At 65.9% G+C, this 21,796-nt stretch carries 21 protein-coding genes; 10 read left to right on the forward strand and 11 right to left on the reverse strand.

Annotation, left to right across the window (positions count from 1 at the left end; genetic code table 11):
- The first annotated feature begins 94 nt into the window (after nucleotides 1-94).
- A complete protein-coding gene (locus QNO06_RS16200; RefSeq protein ID WP_227912116.1) occupies nucleotides 95-547 on the forward strand; it encodes a helix-turn-helix domain-containing protein in 453 nt (150 codons plus the stop codon).
- A gap of 119 nt (nucleotides 548-666) precedes the next feature.
- Nucleotides 667-1,785: an alanine dehydrogenase gene (gene ald / locus QNO06_RS16205; RefSeq protein ID WP_227912119.1), complete on the forward strand. Its 1,119-nt coding sequence runs from the start codon at nucleotides 667-669 to the stop codon at nucleotides 1,783-1,785.
- A gap of 73 nt (nucleotides 1,786-1,858) precedes the next feature.
- Here the strand turns inward: ald and QNO06_RS16210 are convergent, their stop codons facing one another.
- Nucleotides 1,859-3,193 carry an MFS transporter gene (locus QNO06_RS16210; RefSeq protein WP_227912122.1) on the reverse strand — a complete coding sequence of 445 codons (1,335 nt, stop codon included), beginning with the start codon at nucleotides 3,191-3,193 and terminating at the stop codon, nucleotides 1,859-1,861.
- A 210-nt stretch (nucleotides 3,194-3,403) separates the two neighbouring features.
- Between QNO06_RS16210 and QNO06_RS16215 the strand changes: the two genes are divergently transcribed.
- Nucleotides 3,404-3,955 (forward strand): hypothetical protein, encoded by a 552-nt coding sequence (locus tag QNO06_RS16215; RefSeq protein ID WP_227912124.1) that lies wholly within the window; start codon nucleotides 3,404-3,406, stop codon nucleotides 3,953-3,955.
- 18 nt (nucleotides 3,956-3,973) lie between these two features.
- Here the strand turns inward: QNO06_RS16215 and QNO06_RS16220 are convergent, their stop codons facing one another.
- Nucleotides 3,974-4,561 carry a TetR/AcrR family transcriptional regulator gene (locus tag QNO06_RS16220; protein ID WP_227912126.1) on the reverse strand — a complete coding sequence of 196 codons (588 nt, stop codon included), beginning with the start codon at nucleotides 4,559-4,561 and terminating at the stop codon, nucleotides 3,974-3,976.
- A gap of 114 nt (nucleotides 4,562-4,675) precedes the next feature.
- Here QNO06_RS16220 and QNO06_RS16225 point away from each other — a divergent pair, with 114 nt between their 5' ends.
- Complete coding sequence (locus QNO06_RS16225; RefSeq protein ID WP_227912413.1) at nucleotides 4,676-5,236, forward strand: NAD(P)H-dependent oxidoreductase; 561 nt, start codon at nucleotides 4,676-4,678, stop codon at nucleotides 5,234-5,236.
- A gap of 105 nt (nucleotides 5,237-5,341) precedes the next feature.
- Here QNO06_RS16225 and QNO06_RS16230 read toward each other — a convergent pair whose 3' ends face one another.
- Nucleotides 5,342-5,530, reverse strand: coding sequence for a hypothetical protein (locus QNO06_RS16230; RefSeq protein WP_227912127.1), 189 nt, complete (start codon nucleotides 5,528-5,530; stop codon nucleotides 5,342-5,344).
- A gap of 33 nt (nucleotides 5,531-5,563) precedes the next feature.
- Entirely contained in the window at nucleotides 5,564-6,523 is a 960-nt protein-coding gene (locus QNO06_RS16235) for a lantibiotic dehydratase C-terminal domain-containing protein (protein WP_227912130.1), read from the reverse strand.
- 472 nt (nucleotides 6,524-6,995) lie between these two features.
- Between QNO06_RS16235 and QNO06_RS16240 the strand changes: the two genes are divergently transcribed.
- Both QNO06_RS16240 and QNO06_RS16245 read left to right on the forward strand, forming a co-directional pair.
- The gene (locus QNO06_RS16240; RefSeq protein ID WP_227912131.1) at nucleotides 6,996-7,964 is read left to right on the forward strand and encodes a helix-turn-helix transcriptional regulator; all 969 of its coding nucleotides are present in this window, start codon (nucleotides 6,996-6,998) and stop codon (nucleotides 7,962-7,964) included.
- A gap of 80 nt (nucleotides 7,965-8,044) precedes the next feature.
- A complete protein-coding gene (locus tag QNO06_RS16245) occupies nucleotides 8,045-9,340 on the forward strand; it encodes an aminotransferase-like domain-containing protein (RefSeq protein ID WP_227912132.1) in 1,296 nt (431 codons plus the stop codon).
- 19 nt (nucleotides 9,341-9,359) lie between these two features.
- On the opposite strand, the gene QNO06_RS16250 is transcribed toward QNO06_RS16245, so the two are convergent.
- The 4 genes from QNO06_RS16250 to QNO06_RS16265 form a co-directional block, all read right to left on the reverse strand.
- Nucleotides 9,360-10,739 carry a dihydrolipoamide acetyltransferase family protein gene (locus tag QNO06_RS16250; RefSeq protein WP_227912133.1) on the reverse strand — a complete coding sequence of 460 codons (1,380 nt, stop codon included), beginning with the start codon at nucleotides 10,737-10,739 and terminating at the stop codon, nucleotides 9,360-9,362.
- A 72-nt stretch (nucleotides 10,740-10,811) separates the two neighbouring features.
- Nucleotides 10,812-11,786, reverse strand: coding sequence for an alpha-ketoacid dehydrogenase subunit beta (locus QNO06_RS16255; protein WP_227912134.1), 975 nt, complete (start codon nucleotides 11,784-11,786; stop codon nucleotides 10,812-10,814).
- A complete protein-coding gene (gene pdhA / locus QNO06_RS16260) occupies nucleotides 11,783-13,018 on the reverse strand; it encodes a pyruvate dehydrogenase (acetyl-transferring) E1 component subunit alpha (protein WP_227912135.1) in 1,236 nt (411 codons plus the stop codon). The genes QNO06_RS16255 and pdhA overlap by 4 nt, the downstream gene beginning before the upstream one ends.
- 143 nt (nucleotides 13,019-13,161) lie before the next feature.
- A complete protein-coding gene (locus tag QNO06_RS16265; RefSeq protein WP_227912136.1) occupies nucleotides 13,162-14,301 on the reverse strand; it encodes a histidinol-phosphate transaminase in 1,140 nt (379 codons plus the stop codon).
- Nucleotides 14,302-14,342: 41 nt separating this feature from the next.
- Between QNO06_RS16265 and QNO06_RS16270 the strand changes: the two genes are divergently transcribed.
- Complete coding sequence (locus tag QNO06_RS16270) at nucleotides 14,343-14,756, forward strand: phage holin family protein (protein WP_227912137.1); 414 nt, start codon at nucleotides 14,343-14,345, stop codon at nucleotides 14,754-14,756.
- 810 nt (nucleotides 14,757-15,566) lie between these two features.
- Here the strand turns inward: QNO06_RS16270 and QNO06_RS16275 are convergent.
- Nucleotides 15,567-16,913, reverse strand: a complete 1,347-nt coding sequence (locus tag QNO06_RS16275; RefSeq protein WP_227912138.1) for a WXG100 family type VII secretion target — start codon at nucleotides 16,911-16,913, stop codon at nucleotides 15,567-15,569.
- 5 nt (nucleotides 16,914-16,918) lie between these two features.
- On the reverse strand, nucleotides 16,919-17,170 hold the full coding sequence (locus QNO06_RS16280) for a hypothetical protein (protein ID WP_227912139.1): 252 nt from the start codon (nucleotides 17,168-17,170) through the stop codon (nucleotides 16,919-16,921).
- A 231-nt stretch (nucleotides 17,171-17,401) separates the two neighbouring features.
- Here QNO06_RS16280 and purB point away from each other — a divergent pair, with 231 nt between their 5' ends.
- Together purB and QNO06_RS16290 are read left to right on the forward strand one after the other, a co-directional pair.
- The gene (gene purB / locus QNO06_RS16285) at nucleotides 17,402-18,817 is read left to right on the forward strand and encodes an adenylosuccinate lyase (RefSeq protein WP_227912140.1); all 1,416 of its coding nucleotides are present in this window, start codon (nucleotides 17,402-17,404) and stop codon (nucleotides 18,815-18,817) included.
- Nucleotides 18,818-19,089: 272 nt separating this feature from the next.
- Entirely contained in the window at nucleotides 19,090-19,803 is a 714-nt protein-coding gene (locus QNO06_RS16290; protein ID WP_227912141.1) for a PadR family transcriptional regulator, read from the forward strand.
- Between the two features lie 84 nt (nucleotides 19,804-19,887).
- Here QNO06_RS16290 and rlmN read toward each other — a convergent pair whose 3' ends face one another.
- The gene (rlmN, locus tag QNO06_RS16295) at nucleotides 19,888-21,132 is read right to left on the reverse strand and encodes a dual-specificity RNA methyltransferase RlmN (protein ID WP_227912142.1); all 1,245 of its coding nucleotides are present in this window, start codon (nucleotides 21,130-21,132) and stop codon (nucleotides 19,888-19,890) included.
- A gap of 126 nt (nucleotides 21,133-21,258) precedes the next feature.
- Here rlmN and QNO06_RS16300 point away from each other — a divergent pair, with 126 nt between their 5' ends.
- A complete protein-coding gene (locus QNO06_RS16300) occupies nucleotides 21,259-21,777 on the forward strand; it encodes a GNAT family N-acetyltransferase (RefSeq protein WP_227912143.1) in 519 nt (172 codons plus the stop codon).
- Nucleotides 21,778-21,796: the final 19 nt, after the last annotated feature.

A 21,796-nucleotide genomic window follows, 5' to 3' on the forward strand; every position in this document is an offset into this window, starting at 1 on the left:
GCGCCCGTTCCTCCCGCCATTTGATCATGTCCAGGCGGATCCCACACGGCTTGGGTGGCTGCCGGGGGCAGATTCGTTTGGCAAGATTAGGGCCATGAGCCAGAGTTCCCGAACCGTACCGGCGCTGCCGGACAAAGACATCCGTGCCCTGAAGCGGGCCCTCGCCGCCGGCGACGTAACGGTCTTCGTGGACGGCACGGCACTGCGCCTGCCGGACACCGCCCGCGACGCCGTACTGGACCTGCTCTCGCGCCTTGCGGACGGGTCCCCCGTTACCCTGTCCACCGCGGCCCCCGCTCCGGCGGACGCCGGCCAGGACGCACCCCTGCCGGCCGGACCCATGCCTCTGCTGACTACCTCGCAGGCCGCCGCTGCTGCCGGCATATCGCACACCTATCTGCGGAACCTGACCGACGCCGGCATCATCCCGGTGGAGTACCGCGGTTCGCACCGCCGGATCCGGATGGAGGACGTGCAGTCCTGGCTGGAGTCCCAGCAGGCCGCGAAGGCCGCTAAGGAAGCCCGCCCGCAGGGCAACGCCGGCTGACCCGGACAAGCGCCGGGAAACCGGTCCTGCAGCGGTCTGCCGGCACGCCGGATGGGCATCTATGCTGGGGCTGTGTCGGCGGACACCTCGCCGGCTGACCCTACTGACGGAGCAATACTGTGATCATCGGTATCCCCAAGGAAATCAAGAACAATGAATTCCGCGTAGCAATTACTGCCTCCGGCGTGCATGAACTGCGCACCCACGGCCATGAGGTGCTGGTACAGAGCGGTGCCGGCACCGGTTCCAATATCACTGATGCGGAATACACCGCGGCCGGGGCGCAGATCCTGGACTCAGCCGACGACGTCTGGTCCCAGTCCGCCATGGTCCTGAAGGTCAAGGAACCCATCGCCTCCGAGTACCGGCATTTCCGGCCGGGCCTGATCCTCTTCACCTACCTCCACCTGGCCGCCGAGCCAAAGCTGACCGCGGCACTCTTGGAAAGCGGTGTAACCGCCATTGCCTATGAAACCGTGCAGCGCGGACGCACCCTGCCCTTGCTTGCCCCCATGTCCGAAGTTGCCGGCCGGCTTTCGGTACAGGTGGGCGCCCAGTCCATGATGGCTCCGGCCGGCGGTCCGGGCCTGTTGCTCGGCGGGGTGCCGGGCGTGCGGCCCGCCAAAGTGGTGGTGCTCGGTGCCGGCGTGGCCGGCACCAACGCCGCTGCAGCCGCCGTCGGAGGCCATGCCGATGTCACGGTGCTGGACATCAACATTGACCGGCTCCGGGAGCTGGATGCGCTGTACGCCGGCCGGATCAAGACCGTAGCCTCCAACGCATTCGAGATTGAACGCGCGGTGGTGGACGCGGATCTGGTGATCGGCTCGGTCCTGGTTCCCGGGGCCAAGGCGCCCAAGCTCGTCACCAACGCCATGGTGGCGCGGATGAAACCGGGCAGCGTCCTCGTGGACATCGCCGTGGACCAGGGCGGCTGCTTCGAAGACAGCCACCCCACCACCCATGAGGATCCCACGTTCCGGGTGCACGGCTCGCTGTTCTACTGCGTTGCCAACATGCCGGGCGCGGTGCCCAACACCTCCACTTACGCGCTGACCAATGTGACCCTGCCGTATGCGGTGGCGCTGGCCAACCTCGGTGTTGCCGCTGCCTTCCAGAAATATCCGGACCTCGCGCACGGCCTGAACATCGCCGGCGGCAAGGTGACGCATTCCTCCGTCTCGGCAGCGCACGGCCTGGAACTTGCCGCCGACTGGCCGGAACTGGTCGCGTCCTAACCCGGCTCGGTACCCGGGTCCGCAGCCGTTCGCGCGGACCCGGGTACCGGCCATATTGGCGGGCTGTGCCCCGCTAGCGGACGGGGGCCGGGTGCTTCTCGACCGGACCGTGCAGCACCGGCTTGCCCAGCCTGGAAATAACGACGGCGCCCAGGGCCATGGGGAGCACAAACAGGAAGTAGAGGTCCCCGGCGCTCCAGCCGCCGTCGATCAGGGCGCCGGCAAGGATGGGCGAAATGATGGCCCCAAGCCGGCCCATGCCGATCACCAGGCCCAGCGCCGTGCCCCGGACCTCGCTGGTGTAGTAGGTGGGGCTAATGGCAAGCATCCCGGCAATCGGCGCGTTGGAGCCGAAGCCCACCAGCGCGGCGGCGAAGAGGGCCCAGCCCACTGATCCGGTGGTTGAATTCGCGAAGACCACAAAGGTTGCCGCTCCGGCCACAAAGAACACCGCCAGGACCTTGCGCATCGGGAAACGCGCACCGAACAGGCCCAGCGTTATGCCGCCGGCAATGGCGCCGACGCTGAAGAGGACACCGGCGTTGATCCCGTCCCGGGCAGTGAACCCGCTGGCCGTGATCAGCTTGGGTGTCCAGGAGTTCGCGAAGTAGAAACTGGCCATCAGGATGAAATAGGCCAGGGACAGCAGGATGGTGCGCCGTGTGTTGTAACCGGTGAGGACGTCGGCAAACCGAGAGGTCTTCCGCCGCACCGGTACGGCGTCCGGAAGGGCATCCACTGGCGGCTGCCCTATTGAGCGCAGGCTGCGGTTGAGCTGCGCCAGTGCGTCCGCCGGGCGCCTGGCCAGCAGGAAATCCACCGATTCCGGGAACACCTTCATCACCAGGGGAATCATCAGGAAGGTTGCAACCGCTCCGAGCAGGAACGCGGACCGCCAACCATACTGGCTGATCAGCACGCCGCTGGCCAGCCCGCCCAGCACCCCGCCAATGGGCTGGCCGATGGTGACAATGGACAGGGCGGTGGAGCGCCGCTTTGCGTTGGAGAACTCCGAGGCAAAAACGCCGATGGTCGCCTGCAGTGTGCCAATGGCCAAGCCGGTGAGCAGGCGAAGAACCAGCAGCACCGCATAGTTCGGGGCAAAGAAGGACGCCAACATCCCCAGTCCGACAATGCACACACCGACCAGCATGGTGCGCTGCCGGCCGAAGATGTCGGCAACCGTGGAGACGAAGATGGAGCCCACCGCCATCCCCACCAGTGCTGCGCTGAGCAGGTAGCCCAGCTGCGCGCCGTTCAGCCCCCATTCTTCTTCCACATGGCTTGCACTGAAGGCCATCACCAGGACGTCGAAACCGTCGATCATGTACAAGGCTGTACAGATGGCAATGATGGCCACCTGCCGCCGACTCATCGGGGCTTCTTCGATCCGGTCCTTGATGTGCATCGTACAAAGCTATCTGAGGTGCTCATCACACCGGTATTCGGGTCCCCGGGTGACTGTACGGTGACGGGCGGTTCCGGCTCCGCCAAGCCGTCCGCCGCCATAATCCCGCTTGTCAGCGCCGGATAGTCCACCGTAAGCTGTCCTCTGGTCAAGACGTGGCCGAGGCCTGTTTCTGCACAGCCGCACCCTCTTTTAGACCCCAAGGAACAAGTGCCGTTTCGACACGTCAACCCCGACCAGTCCGGGAACTCCGAGCAGTCCGATTCCAGTCCCGGCCCTGATTCCGTTTCCGCATCCCACACCGCTCCGGCCACCCCGGGCTATTTCCCCCGGCTTCTGTCCGCTGCTGCCCATGTCACCCATGTGGCGTCCGACGGCGCCTTGGAACGCTTTGGCCTGAACCGGAACTCTTTCACCCTGCTCACCCTCCTGGCAGCAGCTGCAACGGGTGACGCCGTAAAGGACACCGCGCTCGCTGCAGGTACCAGGCAGCCGCTGCCGGCCGTCCGGCGGGAGTTGTCTTCCCTTGTTTCGTCCGGATATGCGGAACAGCGGGGCTGTGTGCAGGAGGACCCGGAGACGGCTGGCGGGACCGACCCGGCCGTCTTGTCCTGGGCCGTCACCGAAGCCGGCCGCGAGGCCATCAAGTGCGCACAGCTGGCCGAGGCGGAGGTAACCCTGGACGCAGAGGACAGCCAGGAATTGCGCCGGGCGCTGCGGTCCCTGATCGCCTCCCTCGGTTTGGAGCATCCGGACAACTAGTCCCCGGCCAGTCCCGGGCTAGGCCCGGACAAGGGCAGCCACCAGATCCGTCCAGCCCTGCTCAAGCCGCGTCTGGTCCATTCCCGCCTCCCCGCGCAGATGAAGCAGCAGCCCGGCGTCCAGGAACGCCGCCAGCTGGTAGGCGGCAAGTTCGGGGTCCCGCACCCGACCCGCTTCCCGCAGCAACCCGGCCAGATGCGCCACGGCGAGGGCACGGGACGGGTTCCGGTAGCGGGTGCGGGGGTCGACGTCGGCTGCCCGGGCCAATTCGCTGTTCACCATGAGGAGCGACAGGCGTGCCGAGCCGAAGGCCTGTAACCGGGCGAGTGCCGGCGCGCCGGGCCCCAGCGGCGGCGGACCGGACATCCAGTCTGCGCGGAAACCGGCCTCCACGTGCTCCAGGAGCGCCTGCATCAGTCCTGACCGGCTGCCGAACCGGCGGAAGACCGTCCCTTTGCCCAATCCGGCCCGCCGGGCCAGGGCTTCCATGGTCAGCGCATCGGCGCCGCCTGCCGCCACGAGTTCCCGGGCCTCCTCCAGCAGGCGGAGCCGGTTGCGCTCCGCATCCCCGCGGATGCCGGACGGTACGGGCTGGCTTGCCTCCATCGCGCAAGTGTAACCCGGAGGGAATATATCCGGACCGCGGTCCGTTTAAGCGATCGAAGACAGAACCGCGTCCGTGCCCGGGGGAAATCGGCACGGCCTAGACAGGAGTTCCCTATTTTGAGCACCACCATCCTGACCCTCGTCGGAAGCCTCCGCGCCGGATCCATCAACCGCCAGCTCGCCGAAGTGGCCGCAAGCGGTGCCCCTGAGGGCGTTGACGTGAAGGTATTTGACCGGCTGGGCGAGATCCCCTTCTACAACGAAGACATCGACGCCGAGGGCCTGGTTCCCGAACCCGCGCTGGCCCTGCGTGAAGCGGCTGCTGCCTCCGACGGCCTGTTGCTGATCAGCCCGGAATACAACGGCACCATGCCCGCAGTACTGAAAAACGCCATCGACTGGCTGTCCCGCCCCTTCGGCGCCAGCGCCGTGTCCGGAATGCCGACCGCCGTCATCGGTGCGGCCTTCGGCCAGTACGGCGGCGTATGGGCCCAGGATGATGCCCGGAAGTCCGTGGGCATTGCCGGCGCACGCGTCGTGGAGGAAGTGCGCCTGGCGATTGGCGGCTCGGTCACCCGCTATGCGGAAATCCACCCCAAGGACGACCCCGAGACGGTGGCCCAGCTCAATGAAGCCGTCCGCGTCCTCGCCGAGGCTTCCATTTCCGTAGCCTAGGCGTCAAAACCGGCACCATTTCGCAGGACAAACACAAAAGGGACGGACCCACATGGTCCGTCCCTTTTGTGTTTCTGCCGCACAGGTCCAGCGGACCCCGGCGCCTCAATACCAGGCCTGATCCGCCCACGCAGCATCCCGCAGATATTCGCGGGCCGGCCCAACATTCCACGCTTCACCGAAGGGTTCCAGCAGTCCGCTGTCCTTCATATCGGCCAGCAGATCTTCCGAGCAGCCCAGGACCAGACCCAGGTCTTGGGCGTCTGCCACCACTACCTCTTCTTGTTCGGCCACAGGCTGGGCCCCCTTCCCAATTGTGCGCACGTTTCAGCGCTTATCCAGCAGTACTGATTCCCGTTCCGGGCTCCAGGTGCGTGCGTACAGCCCCATGGCGGCTTCTTCCCGCAGGCTGAGACCAAGGCGGTTGAGGAGCATATGGGCTTGATATACCGTCAAGTGCTGGGCGCTACGGCTCAGCCGGGCCTTGTCCGCCCGGTAGAGGTAAGTGTCGATGCCGCGGAACCACCGGCGGCGCCAGTTTTCAACGGCCGATTCTGCTGCAGTGGCTGCCATTAGCCGGTGCGTCGGCATTACCTTGGCGCCTACCTGAACCGTCATTGCCTGCCGCACGCCTGCCGCCCGGGGGCCAAACCCGGCGGTGCAGCTGCGCAGGTGGCTGTCCCAGTAGTAGTCCCAGGACAAACGGCGCCGGTCCGGCCAGGCCGAGGCGCGCGGTCCCTTCATCATGCTCCGGGCCGCGTCGAAGAGCAGCAGCGACCCGAGCGCCCACCGGTTTTGGACCTTGGGGAAACGCGCGGTTGCCCAGCTGGCCAGATCCGAGGAAAGTTCAAATACTTCTTCGGCGAGGGACAGCCCCTCCACCCCGCCGTACTTTGCGAGGTCCGCTTCGATCCGCGGGTCCTGAGGCTCTCCGCCGCCCGGGCTCAGCCGGTCGGTGGCGGGTTCAGTGAGCTGCTGGCTGGTCTCCAGATGGCCGATCACTCCGCTGGATTGTTCCTGCAGGGCCGGCAAAAGCGACTGCAGCCGGTCCAAGGTCTCGGTGGTTGCCAGCACCCGCATCTTTACGTGCGCAAAGGCCGGATCCGAGCACCGGGTGAAATACCAGCGCTGGGCTCCCAGGACCTGCGCCTGCGCCGCCAGCGGGGTAACCAATTCTCCAATGATGCCGTCCGCTACATCGAAGCCCCCGGTATGGATGGAAAGTGACCACCAATGAGTGCCGGTTTGCGTCCGTGAGGCTGGTCGAACTGCAGCTAGCTGGCTCATGTGGATCTTTCCCCTCGGGGTTGGTTACCGCCGCTGGGGCGGGCCTGCATTGTTGTTATTTCCTGTGTTCGGCCCCTCGGGGGCCGATGGTTAGAACCAATCCCAGCTCTTCATGATTGCTGTCCCCCTTGAATCTCTTGGCTGTTGCTCAGCCGGCACCTTGATTTGACTCCGAAAGCTTCCCCCGCCGCTGACGCGTCTGTAAATAGGCTCCGCTGCCCTGTTCCGGACATGGCCGCTTCCGGCACCGGAACCCGGCATACCCGTGCCAAAATCGGACGCCTGAACGGGTATGCCCCACCTCTGCTTCCTGTACCGGCAGCGCCGCCGTCGTTGGCATTAACCGGACATGTCCGACTTTCCACAGTGTGTTGGCGACATAAAGCACTTTCGTAACGAGCGGACCGGAAACATGCTGTGCTGGGTAGGGTAGCCGTGGGGGCTTCAGCTTGCTGCTTTGAAAGGATTCGCCGTGCTGTCTCAGGTTTCGCTGGACGTCTACCGATTTGCCGTCAGCCGTCCCGGGTGGACGGCTGAAGATGCATCGGAGGCACTGGGATACACCAGCCGCTCCATTGACGCGGCCATTGCCGAGCTGACCTCCCGGTGCCTGCTGCTGGCGCAGGCTGCGGACTGCCCCAGCTACACCGCCGTCTCCCCTGACGTGGCACTGGCCGAACTGGTGGATCCGGACGAGCGGGCACTGCTGGAGCTGCGCGGCCGGATCAATTCCCGGCGCCGGGAAATGGCCGCCCTGACCCCCGCCTATGTGGAGGCACGCAAGCGGCTCGCGGCGGATTCCTCGGTGGAGGTGGTGGAGGACCAGGACAAGGTCCAGCGCGTCCTGATCGAATACGGGCGCAGCGCCACGGACCGCGTCCTGATTGCCCGTCCGGGCCAGGGGGCAAATGCAGACATCCACGAAGAGAGTGTGCAGAAGGACCTGGACCTGCTGCGCAGCGGCGTCCAGCGGCAGACGCTCTACCACTCCAGCACCCGGGACCACGTTCCCACCCGCAAGGCGGTGGAAACCATCACTGCGGCTGGCGGCCAGTTCCGCACACTTCCCTACATGCCGCTGCGGACACTGATTTTTGATGAGAAGGTCGCGGTGGTTGCCCGCCAACTGCATCCCGGAGACGTTGCCGGCCTGGTCATCCGCGATCCCAACCTCATCCGCATCTTTGGCCTGCTGTTCGAGTTCGCCTGGGGCCTTGCCGAGCCGTTTCTCACGGAGAATCCGGCCCGGGACGAGCTGACCAGCACCCAGCGCTCGGTCCTGACCGCCCTGGCCGCCGGATATTCCGATGAAGCCATCGCCCGCCGGGTGGGTATCAGCGTCCGGACGTGCCGCCGGCACATTGCCTGGATGCTGGAGGAACTCGGTGCCGAGAGCCGGTTCCAGGCCGGAATCAAGGCCCACAAGGCCGGATGGATCTAGGGACGGGAACCTAGATCCAGCCAACGGTGTACGAAACAGCCGTTGCATAGGGGTCAACACCCGGGGTTAGCATGGTTGCCATGACCCGCGAGGAATTCTCCGATGCCGTAGAACTGCCCGTAGACACCATGGCCGCCCTGGAGCGGGCCGCCGGTGCGCACCGCCATGAGATGCTCTTCTCCAACCGCGCCTTCCACATCAAGCAGTCCGCGGTGCGGGACGTTTTCGACATTTCCATCCGCCCCGGGCTGATTTCCCTCGCCGGCGGCAGCCCTTACCTGCGCTCCCTGCCCCTGGAAGACCTGGGCGAGACCGCCCGGAACATCATTGCCCGGCACGGACTGGAGGCACTGCAGTACGGCGGCGGGCAGGGCATGGAGGACCTGCGGAGGCAGGCCTGCAGGGTGATGGCAGCCGAGGGCATCCTCGACGCCGACCCGGCGGACATTGTGATCACCACAGGCTCCCAATCCGCCCAGGACGTCGCCGCGAAGGTGTTCTGCGATCCCGGCGACGTCATCCTCTGCGAGGACCCCACCTACGTCGGCGCCCTGAACGCGTTCGAGGCCTACGAGGTGGACGTCCAAACGGTCCCGATGGACGACGACGGCCTGCTCCCTGAGGCGCTGGAGCAGCGGATTGGCCAGCTGCGCGCCGAGGGCAAAACCATCAAGCTGCTCTACACGATCCCCAGTTTCAACAATCCCAGCGGAGTCACGCTCAGCGCCGAACGGCGGCAGCTGGTGGTGGACATCTGCCGGCGGAACAACATCCTTGTTTTGGAGGACAACCCGTACGGCCTGCTGCGGTTCGACGGCGAACCCCTGGCACCCATGCGGGCCGGGAACCCCCAGGACGTGCTGTACCTGGGCTCGTTCTCGAAGATTTTCGCCCCCGGGGTCCGGCTTGGCTGGGCCCTGGTTCCCCGCCACCTCTACCGGCGGTTCTACCTTGCCTGCGAAGCCGTGGTGCTCTGCCCCTCACCGCTGACCCAGATGCTGGTCTCGGCCTACCTGCGCGACTACGACTGGATGGGCCATGTGAAGGATTCGCGGGCCCTTTACGCCGACCGCTGCGCCGCCATGCTCGCCGCCCTGGACGAGCACATGCCCGAGGGGGTTACCTGGACGCGGCCGGACGGCGGATTCTTCATCTGGGTGACGCTGCCGGAGGGCGTGGACACCTATCCGCTGCTCTATGAAGCGATCGACGCCGGCACGGTCTTTATCCCCGGAGCTGCATTCACGCCCGGCGAGGGTCCGTCCAACAAGCTTCGGCTGGCCTTCAGCGCGGTGTCGTCGGAAGACATCGGCGAAGGGATCCGCCGGCTGGCCCCCATCCTCGTCAGCGCCGTCGGGTCCGCCACGGTCCGCTAGCGGCAGGCGCGGTTCAGCGTCAGTCCAGCAGCAGTGCCGGCTCCTCGAGGATCGAGGCGACGTCGGCGATGAAGCGGGCCGAAAGGTCGCCGTCGACCACCCGATGGTCGAAGGAACCGCCCAGCGTGGTGACCCAGCGCGGGACCACCGCTCCGTCCACCACCCACGGCTTCTGCTTGATGGTCCCGAAGGCCACAATCGCCACCTCGCCCGGGTTAATGATGGGCGTGCCGGTGTCCAGGCCCAGCGAGCCGAGGTTGGTGACGGTCAAGGTGCCGCCCTGCATGTCCGCCGGGGGCGTCCGTCCTTCCCGCGCCGTGGCCGTCAGGTTGTTAAGCGCGACGGCGAGCTCCTTCAGCGATAGGTCCTGGGCGTCCTTGATGTTCGGCACCATCAGGCCGCGCGGAGTGGCAGCGGCAATACCGAGGTTCATGTAGTGCTTCACGAGGATCTCGTCCCCGGCCCACGCGGCATTGACGAGCGGGTTGCGGGCAGCGGCCCAGATGACAGCCTTAGCCAGGACCAGCAGCGGTGAAACCCGGATCCCCTCAAAGTCCCGGGAGGCCTTCAGCCGCTTCACGAATTCCATGGTCCGGGAGGCATCCACGTCCACGAAGATGCTCGCGTGCGGTGCGCTGAAGGCACTTTCCACCATGGCGCGCGCGGTGGCACGGCGCACGCCCTTGACCGGAATGCGTTCGATCCGCGCATCGGCTTCTCCGGTGCCGGTTGCGCCGAACGTCCCGGCGGATTCCGGCGCCTGGTCACGCCGGGCCTGGAAGCCCATCAGGTCCTGCTTGGTAACTTCACCGCTTGCTCCGGTGGCGGGCACCTCGGCAAGGTCGATGCCCAGGTCCTTTGCCGCCTTGCGCACCGGCGGCTTGGCAAGGACCCGCTGGACCAGCCGGTTGACCCGGTCCTGGACGGCGGTGGCAGCCGTCTCAACTGCGGCCTCAACGGGGGCCTTTGCCACCGTTTCTGCAGCAGCAGCAGCAGCCGGGGCCGCGGGTGAGGCCGGACGGCGGCGCTCCCGGCGGCGGACGGCGTCGGGCTTGGGGCCGGTGCCGGTGAGCGAGGCGGCGGGCGCCTCCCCCGTTTCAGCTGCCGGGGCAGACGCTGCCGGGCCGGCCGGCGCCGGTGCAGATGCTGCACCGGGGGCGCCCACGGTGACGCTGATGATGGGCGTCCCCACGTCAACCGTTTCGCCTTCGGCCACCATCAGGGCGGAGACCGTTCCGGCGTACGGTGAGGGAAGCTCAACCAGCGACTTGGCGGTTTCGATTTCCACGATGACGTCGTTGACGGCAACCGTGTCGCCCGGCTGCACCTTCCACTGCACAATGTCGGCCTCGGTCAGGCCTTCGCCAACGTCCGGCAGGTTGAATGTCTTTTCAGTCATGGCTTCTCGATCTTGTATGGGCTGCTGATGGGCGCAGCTAAAGGGGCGGGCCGGGTTCCGACGAGAGGTCCGTCAGTAGGAGAACGAGCGGTCCAGCGCCTCCAGCAGGCGGTCAATGTCCGGCAGGTAGTGTTCTTCGACCTTGGCCACAGGGTAGGGCATGTGGAACCCGCCCACGCGGAGCACGGGAGCTTCCAGAGAGAGGAACGCCCGCTCGGTCACCCGGGCGGCAATTTCTCCGCCGATGCCGCCGAAGGTGGGTGCCTCGTGCGTGACGATCAGCCGGCCGGTCTTCTTCACCGATTCGGTAACCGTGTCGAAGTCGATCGGCGAGATGGACCGCAGGTCCACAACCTCCACGGAACGGCCGTCCTCCTCCGCCGCGGCTGCGGCAGCCAGGGCCACCGGGACCAGCGGGCCGTAGGCGACGATGGTGGCATCGGTGCCTTCCCGCACGATGTGCGCGGAGAAGGGGTCCGACGTCGGCGCCGAGGTATCCACCTCGCCCTTGAGCCAGTACCGGCGCTTGGGTTCGAAGACGATCACCGGGTCCTTGCAGGCCACGGCCTGCTGGATCATCCAATAGGCGTCCTGGGGGTTCGACGGCGTAATGATGCGCAGCCCGGCCGTGTGCGCGAAGAGCGCTTCCGGCGATTCGGAGTGGTGCTCGATGGAGCCGATGCCGCCGCCGTAGGGAATCCGGATGACAACCGGTGCGCTGAGCGCACCCTCGCTGCGGGAGTGCATTTTGGCCAGCTGGGTGGTGATCTGGTTGAAGCCGGGGAAAACGAAACCGTCGAACTGGATTTCGCAGACAGGCAGGTAACCGCGCAGCGCCAGGCCGATGGCGGTACCGATGATCCCCGATTCAGCCAGCGGCGTGTCCATCACCCGGTCCCGGCCGAAGTCGGCCAGCAGCCCTTCCGTGATCCGGTAGACCCCGCCGAGGGCGCCGATGTCCTCTCCCATCAGCAGCGAGTTCGGGTGGCTTTCCAGCGCGGCGCGCAGTCCGGCGTTGATGGCCTTGGCCATGGTCATGGTGCTCATGCAGTGTGCTCCCGGGAAGCGGAGGTGGTGTCGACGGCGGTGTCCGTGTCCGCATCGGCGCTGGTGTCGGTGAAGCCGGCTTCGTACCGGCGGTGGGCGTCCAGTTCCTCGCGTACCAGCGGGTGTGCTTCGGCGTATACATCGGCGAAGGCGTCTTCGAAGCCGGGGGCCTCCATCTGCTGCACGTTCTCGCGCAGCCGGACGGCCATGTTGGTGCCTTCCGTCCGCAATTCGGCGAAGAAGGCATCGTCGGCCAGCCCCTGGCTGCGCAGGAACTTTTCCATCCGCAGCAGCGGATCCCGGTCCAGCCAGGCTTCCTCGTCCGCGCTTACGCGGTATTTAGTGGGGTCGTCCGCCGTCGTATGGGCACTCATGCGGTAGGTGAAGGCCTCAATAAGGACCGGACCGCCGCCCGACCGGGCGTGTTCCAGCGCCCAGCGGGTCACCGCGTGGACGGCCAGGACGTCGTTGCCGTCCACCCGTACTCCCGGGAAACCGTAGCCCTGCGCGCGGTTGGCCAGCGGGATCCTGGACTGGACCTCGGTGGGAACGGAAATGGCCCAGTGGTTGTTCTGACAGAAGAACACCACCGGCGCGTTGTACGAGGCGGCGAACACCATGCCCTCGTGCACGTCGCCTTCGGAGCTCGCGCCGTCGCCGAAGTAGGCCACGGTGGCGGCCTCGGGGAGCTTCGGGTCCACGAGCCGGTCACGCGCCATGCCCATCGCATAGCCGACGGCGTGCGGCACCTGTGCGGCCAGCACGAGCGTATAGAGGTGGAAGTTCGCTTCCCGCGGATCCCAGCCGCCGTGGGAGATGCCGCGGAAACGGCGCAGCAGATGCGCCAGCTCCAGCCCGCGGGTATAGGCGACGCCGTGTTCCCGGTAGGTGGGGAACACATAGTCCTGGGGCAGCAGGGCGCGGCCCGAACCGATCTGCGCGCCTTCCTGGCCCGTGAGCGGCACCCACATCACCAGTTCGCCCTGGCGCTGGAGGGCCGTGGCCTCTTCGTCAAAGCGGCGCACCAGGAACATGTCCCGGTAGAATCCGCGCAGCTCTTCGGGGCTCAGGTCCTGCACGTAGCTGCTGTAGGTCTCATCCTGCCGGAGCTCGCCGTCAATGGTGAGCAGTTGGACCATGTCCGGGACAGGGTTGTCCTCGGGAGCACCCATCAGGGATTGCTCAAGTCCGGCAGCGTTGAACTCGCTTGCCGGCAGGTGTCCTACGTCCATGCCTGCTCCTCGCCTGGACGGCAAAAGCCGCGCCCGCGCTAGAAATATGCCTCGCCGGGAATACATTCCCTGTTTTGCATATGTGTGGAAGTTACTTCCCACAGCCTAACGACGGCGCGGCTTTTGACCCTACTTAGGACCCGCTAGGAAACCCGCGGCCCTTTTGTATAGGTTGCACATAGCTCCAGGAACCGGGTGTTTGCCTCTTCCTCGCCGATGGTCACGCGCACACCCTCGGTTCCGAAGGCCCGCACCGCCAGGGCCTGCTGCTCTGCCATTGCTGCAAACTCGGGGGTGTTCTCGCCCAATTCCAACCACACGAAGTTTCCCTGGGCCGCCGGAATCTTCCATCCAAGGCCCTGCAGGCCCTCCACGACGCGGGTCCGTTCCGCGACCAGTCCTTGTATCCTCTCCACAAGTTGGTCGTGGTGGCGGAGGGACGCAATGGCTGCCTGTTCAGCGATGGTGGAGACCGCAAACGGGACGGCGGCCACGCGCAGGTGCTCCGTGATGTGCGGGTGGGATACCGAGTAGCCCACCCGTAGCCCTGCGAGCCCGGCACCCTTGGAGAAGGTGCGAAGCACAACCACATTGGGCCGGTTGCGGTACATTTCGATGCCGTTGACGGCGGCCGGGTCACGCACGAAGTCTTCATACGCTTCGTCAATCACCACGATGATGTCGGACGGAACATGGTCGAGGAAGTCCTCCACCTGTGCGGTGGTCAGGACCGGCCCGGTGGGGTTGTTCGGGGTGCAGAGCAGAATGACCTTGGTGTTTTCGGTAATGGCCGCGGCCATTGCGTCGAGGTCGTGGGTCCCGTCTGCCTGCAGCGGAACCTGCACGCTTGCGGCTCCGGCCAGGCCCACGCTGATGGGGTACGCCTCGAAGGAACGCCAGGCATAGATGACCTCGTCGGCCGTTCCGTCCGGGTTCCGTCCGGCGAAGGTGGCCAGGAGTTGGTTCAGTGCCCCCAAGCTGCCTCCGCCGGTGACGATGTCTTCGGCGGGAATGTCCAGGAAGGCAGACAGCTCGTTGCGCAGCTCCGTGGAAAGCGGGTCCGGGTAGCGGTTGACCGTGGCATGGTCATTGATCGCGTCCAGGACGGCGGGCAGCGGAGCGTAGGGGTTTTCGTTGGAGGAAAGCTTGTAGCTCTCCAGCCCATTGACGACCACCGGCGGCTTGCCCGCCTTGTACTGCGGCAGTTGGCCCACGATGGGCCGCGGGGAGATGCCGATGGCGGGAAGTACAGCTGCGTCGGTGTCATTCTCGGTAGTGGTCATGGCGTTAACAGTAATGGTCCTGCATCTGCCAGCATGGGTGCATGGTCACACTGTTTCTGCGGATTGTCCTGAACGCCATTGCCCTTTGGGTAGCCAGCTGGCTTCTTCCCGGCCTGACACTGACCTCGGAAACGGGCGGCATGACAGGAAACCCGACCCTGGACACGGTCCTGGCCTACCTTTTTGTCGGCTTGATCTTCGGTTTGGTCAACGCCCTGGTCCGCCCGATTGCGCAGGGCCTGACCCTGCCCCTGGCCATCCTGACGCTCGGGCTTTTCCGGATCATCATCAACGCCGCCATGCTCGAACTCACGGCATGGCTGAGCAGTTACACTCCCATCCGTTTCGAGGTGGATTCCTTCTTCTGGACGGCCATTTTCGGGGCGGTCATCATCAGTGTTGTTTCCATGGTGCTGGACACCGTGACCGGCGCGCGGAGGCGCAGCCGGCGCTAACGGGCAGCGCTAGTTGTACTCAGGCACCACGTTAGTTACACGGGTGATGGGTGTTTGCCGGCCTGGTTTTCTATGTTGTGACTTCGCTCTAACACTGCTGGAGGCAATGGCGTGATCAGATCTGGAAGCTGGATCGTACCTGCGAGTAACCACAGATTCTCCTTACTGGTATCGCCTCCTCCTGTCGATCAGGCTCGGCTTGTAGAGGCCTTCATGGCATCTCGAGGCCAAGCCGAGCCTGATCCTCTCCAAGACTTGGGACTGCAGGTGGTCACGGGCATTTGGGGAGGGCCAGTGCTAATCAATCTGGAAGTATTGAGCGAGGCACCCACGTTGCTTACACATGATCATTGGGAAGATGTCGAGGAGACATCAGTCAAGCTCGGTGAAGGCACGCTCACTCTGGGTGATGACGAAGTCAGGTCGATAATGATCGGTTCACTGGAGAGTCAGGACCATCATCGGTACAGATTCCGTATCTACTCCTCCGGTCGGGACATCAACCGAGACCAAATAGTAGAGGAGCCCAGTGAACGCTACCTCCTCCAGTGCTGGCCGGAACCGTTGGGTCGACCTCCGTTAGTTTTTCGGAGCGGCTCATCGTACGGCGGCGGCAATTATGAACCTCGCAGTTTGACGGCGAAGATGCTCCACGACCCGCAAGTTGTGGAGAGCTTTGAGTGAAGACCTCTTAGTTTCGGGTGTGTAGTAACCACCAAATCCAAGAGGTCTTCACCTATTTGCCGTGTAACTAACGTGCTGTCTGAGTACAGCTAGCGGCCGGCACTACCGTCCGCAGCGCTCCGGCGGTCATCTGTTGGACGGGAGCCGGCTGAACGGCGGGGTAGGCGTTGAAACGTCCGCGGGTGCGGCTACCCGAGCAGGGGGACGTGCAGGGAGCGGTTCCCGCTCAAAACGGTACAAGTGCCTGGTGGCCTGCCCCGCCCCCACCGCCAGGGACAGCGACCCCAACGCAGTCCGCACCGAACCATCGTCGCTGGCATCCGCGAGCGCCGCACCGTCGAGGTAGTTCTCCAGCCGGTGCGCCGGGCCCAGGCCAGCCGGCTCCCCTTCCGGGGTGGCAACCGGATCCGTCAGGGTCAGGGTGACCCGGTCCGGGGTATCCGGATTGGGCACGCTGTCGATCCCCGGGACCCAGTCCCGCTCGTGCTCCAAGTGCAGGGCCGGCACACCTGGCGGGAGGTTGGCCGTGCCGGTGGGGCTGCCGGCCGTCAGCACAAAGTCCACCTGATACTGGCTTCCGGTGGCGAGGAACGCTGCGACATTGACGGCATGGTCTCCGCCCTGGCTGTATCCGGACAGCACCACGGAATCGCCGGCTTCCGCGTTAGCCTGCCGGAGTGCTTCCGCCACGGCAGCGGCAACATACTGGCTTTCGCGGCCCCGGGCCTCCCCCATTCCGGCGAGGTCAAACGGCACGGATCCCCCGTCGGAAAACCAGCCCTGCGTGCCCGGCAGGACGACGATAAAGGTGTTTTTGCCGCCCTCCTCGATACGGAGGACTTCGACCACTCCCGGATCGTTTTCGTCCTTGAGCACCTGCGACCGGGCGAGCAGGCCGGCCGCCGTTCCGTCCAGCCGGATGTTCTCCGGCTTCCCGGGAAGCGCGGTTACCGTCACGGGCCGCAGCTCCGTCACCCCTGCAGTCTTCAGCAGCGCCAGGGCCGCCAGCAGAGCCACTTCATCAGCCACGGAACCCAATGCGGCCTCCATTTGGCCGCGGGTCGGCACCAGGGTTCCTCCGCTGGCTGGCGCTGCCGGCCAGGGGGACACCTCGCCGGCCCAGGGCATCCGCAGCTGCACCCGACCCTCGGTGGCGGCGTAGCTGCGGGCGCTCTCCCGCACACCCTCGGTGAGCTCCTCGAGCGCGGCCGCCGATCTCCGCAGGGCGAAAGACGCATCAAGCATCCGTGCCCGGACACGGTCCGCGGTCACGGATCCGCCTCCCCACGCTCCGGCCTCCAGCCACAGGCCATTGACCCGTTTCTCAAGGTTCCGCAGCATGGACGTAGTGGTTCCCAGCCGATCCGCCACCCGTGCAAGATCCTCCAACTGCACCAGAAGTCCGACCGAACCACCCCTCACTTGGAACGCCGGCTGATCGCGGAAGCTGTCCGCAGCCCCGATGGCACCCATCCCGATCAACCTCCCGCGATCATCGCGGCCGGGTCCTGTTGCAGATCTGCGGCGGCCGCCCGCAGCTGGTCCGCCACCCACGGCAGCTCCTGAACAGATGCCGCCAAGGCGTGCCGGAACGCATCTGCAGCAGGCGATACCCAGCGGACGCCCGCCGCCGCGGCCACTTCGTCCTCACGTTGGTCCGTTTCCCCGGCGCAGGACACCAACTGATGCGCGGTTTCCTGTGCATATGCGGCCGCAGCCATTTGATTCATGGGTTCCTCCGCTGTGCTCTTTCACATACCGTGTTTGTCGTGACCGCGCTTGTGCCCGCCCCACTCAAGCTAGGCACCACGGCCCGCCGCCGACGATGACCGGGCGCAGCGGTGGGGACTCCCCCTACCCGCCGCCTCCTACCGGAGGTTCTGTGGAGGAGATGTCATCCGACGTCGCCCTCCGGAAAGTCACACACCGGCTCCAACGCACCGGCATGAAAGAATTGCCGCATGGCCGAATCTGAATCCCGTGTATCCCTTGCCTCCGTGACTCCCGCCATCGCTCTGGGCCCCCTGGACGGCCGGTACCGCAGCACCGCAGCACCGCTGGTGGATTACCTGTCCGAAGCCGCCCTGAACCGCGACCGGACCCACGTGGAGGTGGAATGGCTGATCCACCTCACCAGCAACGCCGTCCTTCCCGGCACCGAGCCGCTGAGCGCCCAGCAGCAGCACCAGCTGCGCGAAATCGTCACCGGATTCGACGGCAATTCCGTCACGGAGCTCGGCGAAATCGAGAAGCGCACGGTTCACGACGTTAAAGCCGTGGAGTACTACATTGCGGACCGCCTGGCCGCTGCCGGCATTGAGGACCTCAAGGCACTGGTGCACTTCGGCTGCACCTCCGAAGACGTCAACAACCTCTCCTATGCCCTTGGCATCAAGGGCGCCGTAGAGAACGTCTGGCTCCCCGCCGCCCAGCACCTGGTGGACCAAATCGCTGCCATGGCCGAGGACACCCGCAGCATCCCCATGCTCTCGCGCACGCATGGACAGCCGGCCACCCCCACCACCCTGGGTAAAGAACTGGCGGTTACGGTACACCGCCTCTCCCGCCAGCTGCGCCGCATCCGAAACACTGAATTCCTGGGCAAGATCAACGGTGCCACCGGCACCTACGCAGCCCACTACGCGGCAGTGCCGCAGGCCGACTGGCAGCAGGTGGCACGCAGTTTCGTGGAGGGCCTGGGCCTGACCTGGAACCCGCTGACCACCCAGATTGAATCCCATGACTGGCAGGCCGAGCTCTACGCCGACATGGCCCGTTTCAACCGGATCCTGCACAACTTCTGCACCGATGTGTGGAGCTACATCTCCATCGGCTACTTCGCGCAGGTACCCGTGGAAGGCGCCACCGGCTCTTCCACCATGCCGCACAAGGTGAACCCGATCCGCTTCGAAAACGCCGAAGCCAACCTGGAAATCTCCAACGGACTGCTGGACACCCTGGGTTCCACCTTGGTGACCTCCCGCTGGCAGCGCGACCTGACTGACTCCTCTTCGCAGCGCAACATCGGCGTGGCGTTCGGCCACTCCCTCCTGGCCATCTCCAACGTGGCCAAGGGCCTGGAGCGCCTGGATGTGGCAGCGGACGTCCTCGCCGCCGACCTGGACACCAACTGGGAGGTGCTCGGCGAGGCGATCCAGATGGTGATGCGCGCTGAGGCGGTGGCCGGCACACCGGGCATGGAAAACCCGTACGAACGCCTGAAGGACCTCACCCGGGGACACCGGGTGGATGCCGCCCGGATGAAGGAGTTCATTGCCGGCCTTGGCCTTCCGGCCGAGGCGGAAGCCCGCCTGCAGGCGCTCACCCCGGGTAAGTACACGGGCATCGCGGAAGAGCTGGTGAACCACCTGTTGTAGCCCGGGCACGCGGCCAGGCCGCCGCACCCCACGGCACTGTCTGACACACGAGAAGGCACGATTTGCCGTTTTCCAGCCGAAAACCGGTAAATCGTGCCTTTTCGTTTCCCCGGGGCGGACCTCCCCAGCGGGATCCGGCACCCCGGTCACACCAACAACCCTTGAATCCGCGACCGCTCACGATATATCGTGATGTTATTGAAGCGCTTCTTTGAGACTCAGGTTGATGATCGTGCAACGACCAATGCGAACGTCTTCGGAAGGAGAAGGCCATGCATAAATTCCATCCCTTTGACACCCCGCAGGAGGCGGCCCAGGAGCCGAACCGCTGCCACCGCACCCCCGGAGGGCCAGCAGGTTTTGGCGGATTCGGGCCCGGCGGTCCCGGCGGGCTCGGCGGCTTTGGCCCGGGCGGCCCCCGCGGAGCAGGAGCCATGCCCGGCGGTATGCCGTGGCGGGGCCGCGGCAGGGGCCATCACGGTCCCGGCGGCCGCCGCGCAGGCCGCGGAGATGTCCGCGCGGCCGTCCTGCTGCTGCTCGCCGAGGAACCCATGCACGGTTACCAGCTCATCCAGGCGATCAGCGAACGCACCAATGGCCGCTGGCAGCCCAGCCCGGGCGCCATTTACCCCACGCTTTCACAGCTGGAGGACGAAGGCCTGGTCACCATAGAGGTCCGCGGCGGCCGCAAACTCGCCAGCCTCACCGAGGAAGGGCGGGGCGCCGCACAGGCCGAAACCGGGGATCCGTTCGGGGATTTCACCGGCGCCCACAGCGGCCCGGACCTGCGCGGCCTGCTGCATGAGCTGGCCGCCGCCACCCGCCAGGTGGGCATGGCCGGGGATCCCGGACAGGTAGCCGCTGCAGCCGCCCTGCTGGGCGAGACCCGGCGGGCCTTGTACCTGATCCTTGCCGGGGAAACGCCCGAAACAGATACTGACGAAACCGGCGATGCTCCCGGCACCCCCGGCGAACCCCGGGACTGAGCCCCGGAAGAGGCGGGCATAAACGACGACGGCGGGCCGGGCACTGTGCCCGGCCCGCCGTCGCTTTCTCCACGGAGCTGGCTGCTAGTCCGCGGCAGCGAGCTGGCCGCAGGCGCCGTCGATCTCCTTGCCGCGGGTATCCCGGATGGTGGTGGGGATTCCGGCGTCGAGCAGGTGGTTAATGAACTCCTGGATGACCTCCGGCTCAGGGGAGGTCCAGATGGAGCCGGGCGTCGGGTTCAGCGGAATGGGGTTCACGTGCACCCAGCCGCGGCCGCGGGCGTTGAGCTTCTTGGCCAGCAGGTCCGCACGCCAGGCGTGGTCGTTCATGTCCTTGATCAGGGCATATTCAATGGACACCCGGCGGCCGGTGACGCGGTAGTAGTTGTACGCGGCATCCAGCGCCTCGTCCACCTTCCAGCGGCTGTTGACCGGGATCAGCTCATCGCGCAGCTCATCGTCCGGGGCGTGCAGGCTCAGCGCAAAGGTCACCGGGATGTTCTCCTCGGCGAGCTTCTTGATGGCCGGGACCAGGCCCACGGTGGATACCGTGATGTTGCGGGCGCTCATGCCCAGGCCCTCGGGGACCTCGGCGGCCATGCGGTGCACGGCGTTCATCACGCGCTTGTAGTTGGCCAGCGGCTCACCCATGCCCATGAACACGATGTTGGTGACGCGCTCGGCGTCGTGGCCGCCGTCGCGCCGCTTGCCGCCCAGGCCGCCTTCCTTGATCACCCGGTTGGCCTGGACAATCTGGTCCAGAATTTCCGCGGTGGACATGTTCCGGGTCAGGCCGGCCTGGCCGGTGGCGCAGAACGGGCAGTTCATGCCGCAGCCGCACTGGCTGGACACGCACAGGGTGATCCGGCCGGGGTAGCGCATCAACACCGACTCCACCAGGGAACCGTCGAAGAGCCGCCAAAGGAACTTGATGGTGTCCCCGTTGTCCGTGGTCAGGCGTTTGACCTCGGTGAGCAGCGGAGGGAACATCTCCGCGGCGATCTCGGCCCGGCGTTCCTTGGGCAGGTCGCTCATGACCTCGGGGTCGGTGGTGTAGTGCTGGAAGTAGTGCACCGAGAGCTGCTTGGCGCGGAAGCCGGGCAGGCCCAGGGACTTCACCTTCTCCTGACGCTCGGCCAGCGTCATGTCGGCCAGATGCGCCGGCGGCTGGGATACGCGCGGCGACTTGAACTGCAGCAGCGGGCGGCCGTCCGGTTCCTTGGCCTGTTCCCAACCCTCCGTGGCAGGGCGGACCTGGGGTCCGGTGGCGGTGGGAAGCGCGCGGGCGGGGCGCTGCTTTTTTGCGGGGGGAATTTCGAGGCTTGACATCGCCACTATTCTCGCACGGTTCGCACGCCCGGAACATTCCTTTTGCCCGTCAGCCACATCACGGAAACACGGTGGAAACCCGCTGCTCCTAGCGTGGGGGCATACCCCTTGGCCGCTGGAGGCAGCATGTCGGATTTGCGACCCTTTTCCGGATTCCGTCCCTACTCGACCCCGCACCTGCGGATCCGCGAAGTGCCCTGGACCAACCCGGTGGGCGCGGACCTGCGCGAAGCCCAGCAGGCCGAACTGGATGCCCGCTACGGCAGCACCGCCCACGATCCGCATCCGCCCGGAGCCGCAGACTCGGCTGTGTTCCTGGTGGCCTACGAGCGGAGCACCGGGCAACCGCTGGGCTGCGGCGGGCTGCGGCGCGTGGATTCCGTGACCGCGGAAATCAAGCGGGTGTACGTCCTGCCCTATGCCCGCGGTTCAGGAGTGGCGACGGCGGTCCTCGCGGCCCTGGAAGCACGCGCCAAGCAGATGGGCTACGCCGTCCTGACGGCCGAAGCCGGATCCGCCCAACCGGACGGCCGCCGCTTCTACGAAAACGGAGGCTACAAAGTCGTGCCGAACTTTGGCGCCTACCTGGGCTCGGACGGTTCCACCTGCTACTCCAAGACCATTGGCGCGGCGGTGCCGTTCTGACCTGCGGTGAAGTCCCGCC

This window comes from Arthrobacter sp. zg-Y20, from assembly GCF_030142075.1.
Lineage (GTDB): Bacteria > Actinomycetota > Actinomycetes > Actinomycetales > Micrococcaceae > Arthrobacter_B.

What these genes read in the sequence shown, in the direction of transcription:
- QNO06_RS16200 (WP_227912116.1), top strand. Translation starts at nt 95, where the DNA reads ATGAGCCAGAGTTCCCGAACCGTACCGGCGCTGCCGGACAAAGACATC.
- QNO06_RS16210 (WP_227912122.1), bottom strand. Translation starts at nt 3,193, where the DNA reads ATGCACATCAAGGACCGGATCGAAGAAGCCCCGATGAGTCGGCGGCAG.
- QNO06_RS16220 (WP_227912126.1), bottom strand. Translation starts at nt 4,561, where the DNA reads ATGGAGGCAAGCCAGCCCGTACCGTCCGGCATCCGCGGGGATGCGGAG.
- QNO06_RS16235 (WP_227912130.1), bottom strand. Translation starts at nt 6,523, where the DNA reads ATGAGCCAGCTAGCTGCAGTTCGACCAGCCTCACGGACGCAAACCGGC.
- QNO06_RS16245 (WP_227912132.1), top strand. Translation starts at nt 8,045, where the DNA reads ATGACCCGCGAGGAATTCTCCGATGCCGTAGAACTGCCCGTAGACACC.
- QNO06_RS16250 (WP_227912133.1), bottom strand. Translation starts at nt 10,739, where the DNA reads ATGACTGAAAAGACATTCAACCTGCCGGACGTTGGCGAAGGCCTGACC.
- QNO06_RS16255 (WP_227912134.1), bottom strand. Translation starts at nt 11,786, where the DNA reads ATGAGCACCATGACCATGGCCAAGGCCATCAACGCCGGACTGCGCGCC.
- pdhA (WP_227912135.1), bottom strand. Translation starts at nt 13,018, where the DNA reads ATGGACGTAGGACACCTGCCGGCAAGCGAGTTCAACGCTGCCGGACTT.
- QNO06_RS16265 (WP_227912136.1), bottom strand. Translation starts at nt 14,301, where the DNA reads ATGACCACTACCGAGAATGACACCGACGCAGCTGTACTTCCCGCCATC.
- QNO06_RS16270 (WP_227912137.1), top strand. Translation starts at nt 14,343, where the DNA reads ATGGTCACACTGTTTCTGCGGATTGTCCTGAACGCCATTGCCCTTTGG.
- QNO06_RS16275 (WP_227912138.1), bottom strand. Translation starts at nt 16,913, where the DNA reads ATGGGTGCCATCGGGGCTGCGGACAGCTTCCGCGATCAGCCGGCGTTC.
- QNO06_RS16280 (WP_227912139.1), bottom strand. Translation starts at nt 17,170, where the DNA reads ATGAATCAAATGGCTGCGGCCGCATATGCACAGGAAACCGCGCATCAG.
- purB (WP_227912140.1), top strand. Translation starts at nt 17,402, where the DNA reads ATGGCCGAATCTGAATCCCGTGTATCCCTTGCCTCCGTGACTCCCGCC.
- QNO06_RS16290 (WP_227912141.1), top strand. Translation starts at nt 19,090, where the DNA reads ATGCATAAATTCCATCCCTTTGACACCCCGCAGGAGGCGGCCCAGGAG.
- rlmN (WP_227912142.1), bottom strand. Translation starts at nt 21,132, where the DNA reads ATGTCAAGCCTCGAAATTCCCCCCGCAAAAAAGCAGCGCCCCGCCCGC.
- QNO06_RS16300 (WP_227912143.1), top strand. Translation starts at nt 21,259, where the DNA reads ATGTCGGATTTGCGACCCTTTTCCGGATTCCGTCCCTACTCGACCCCG.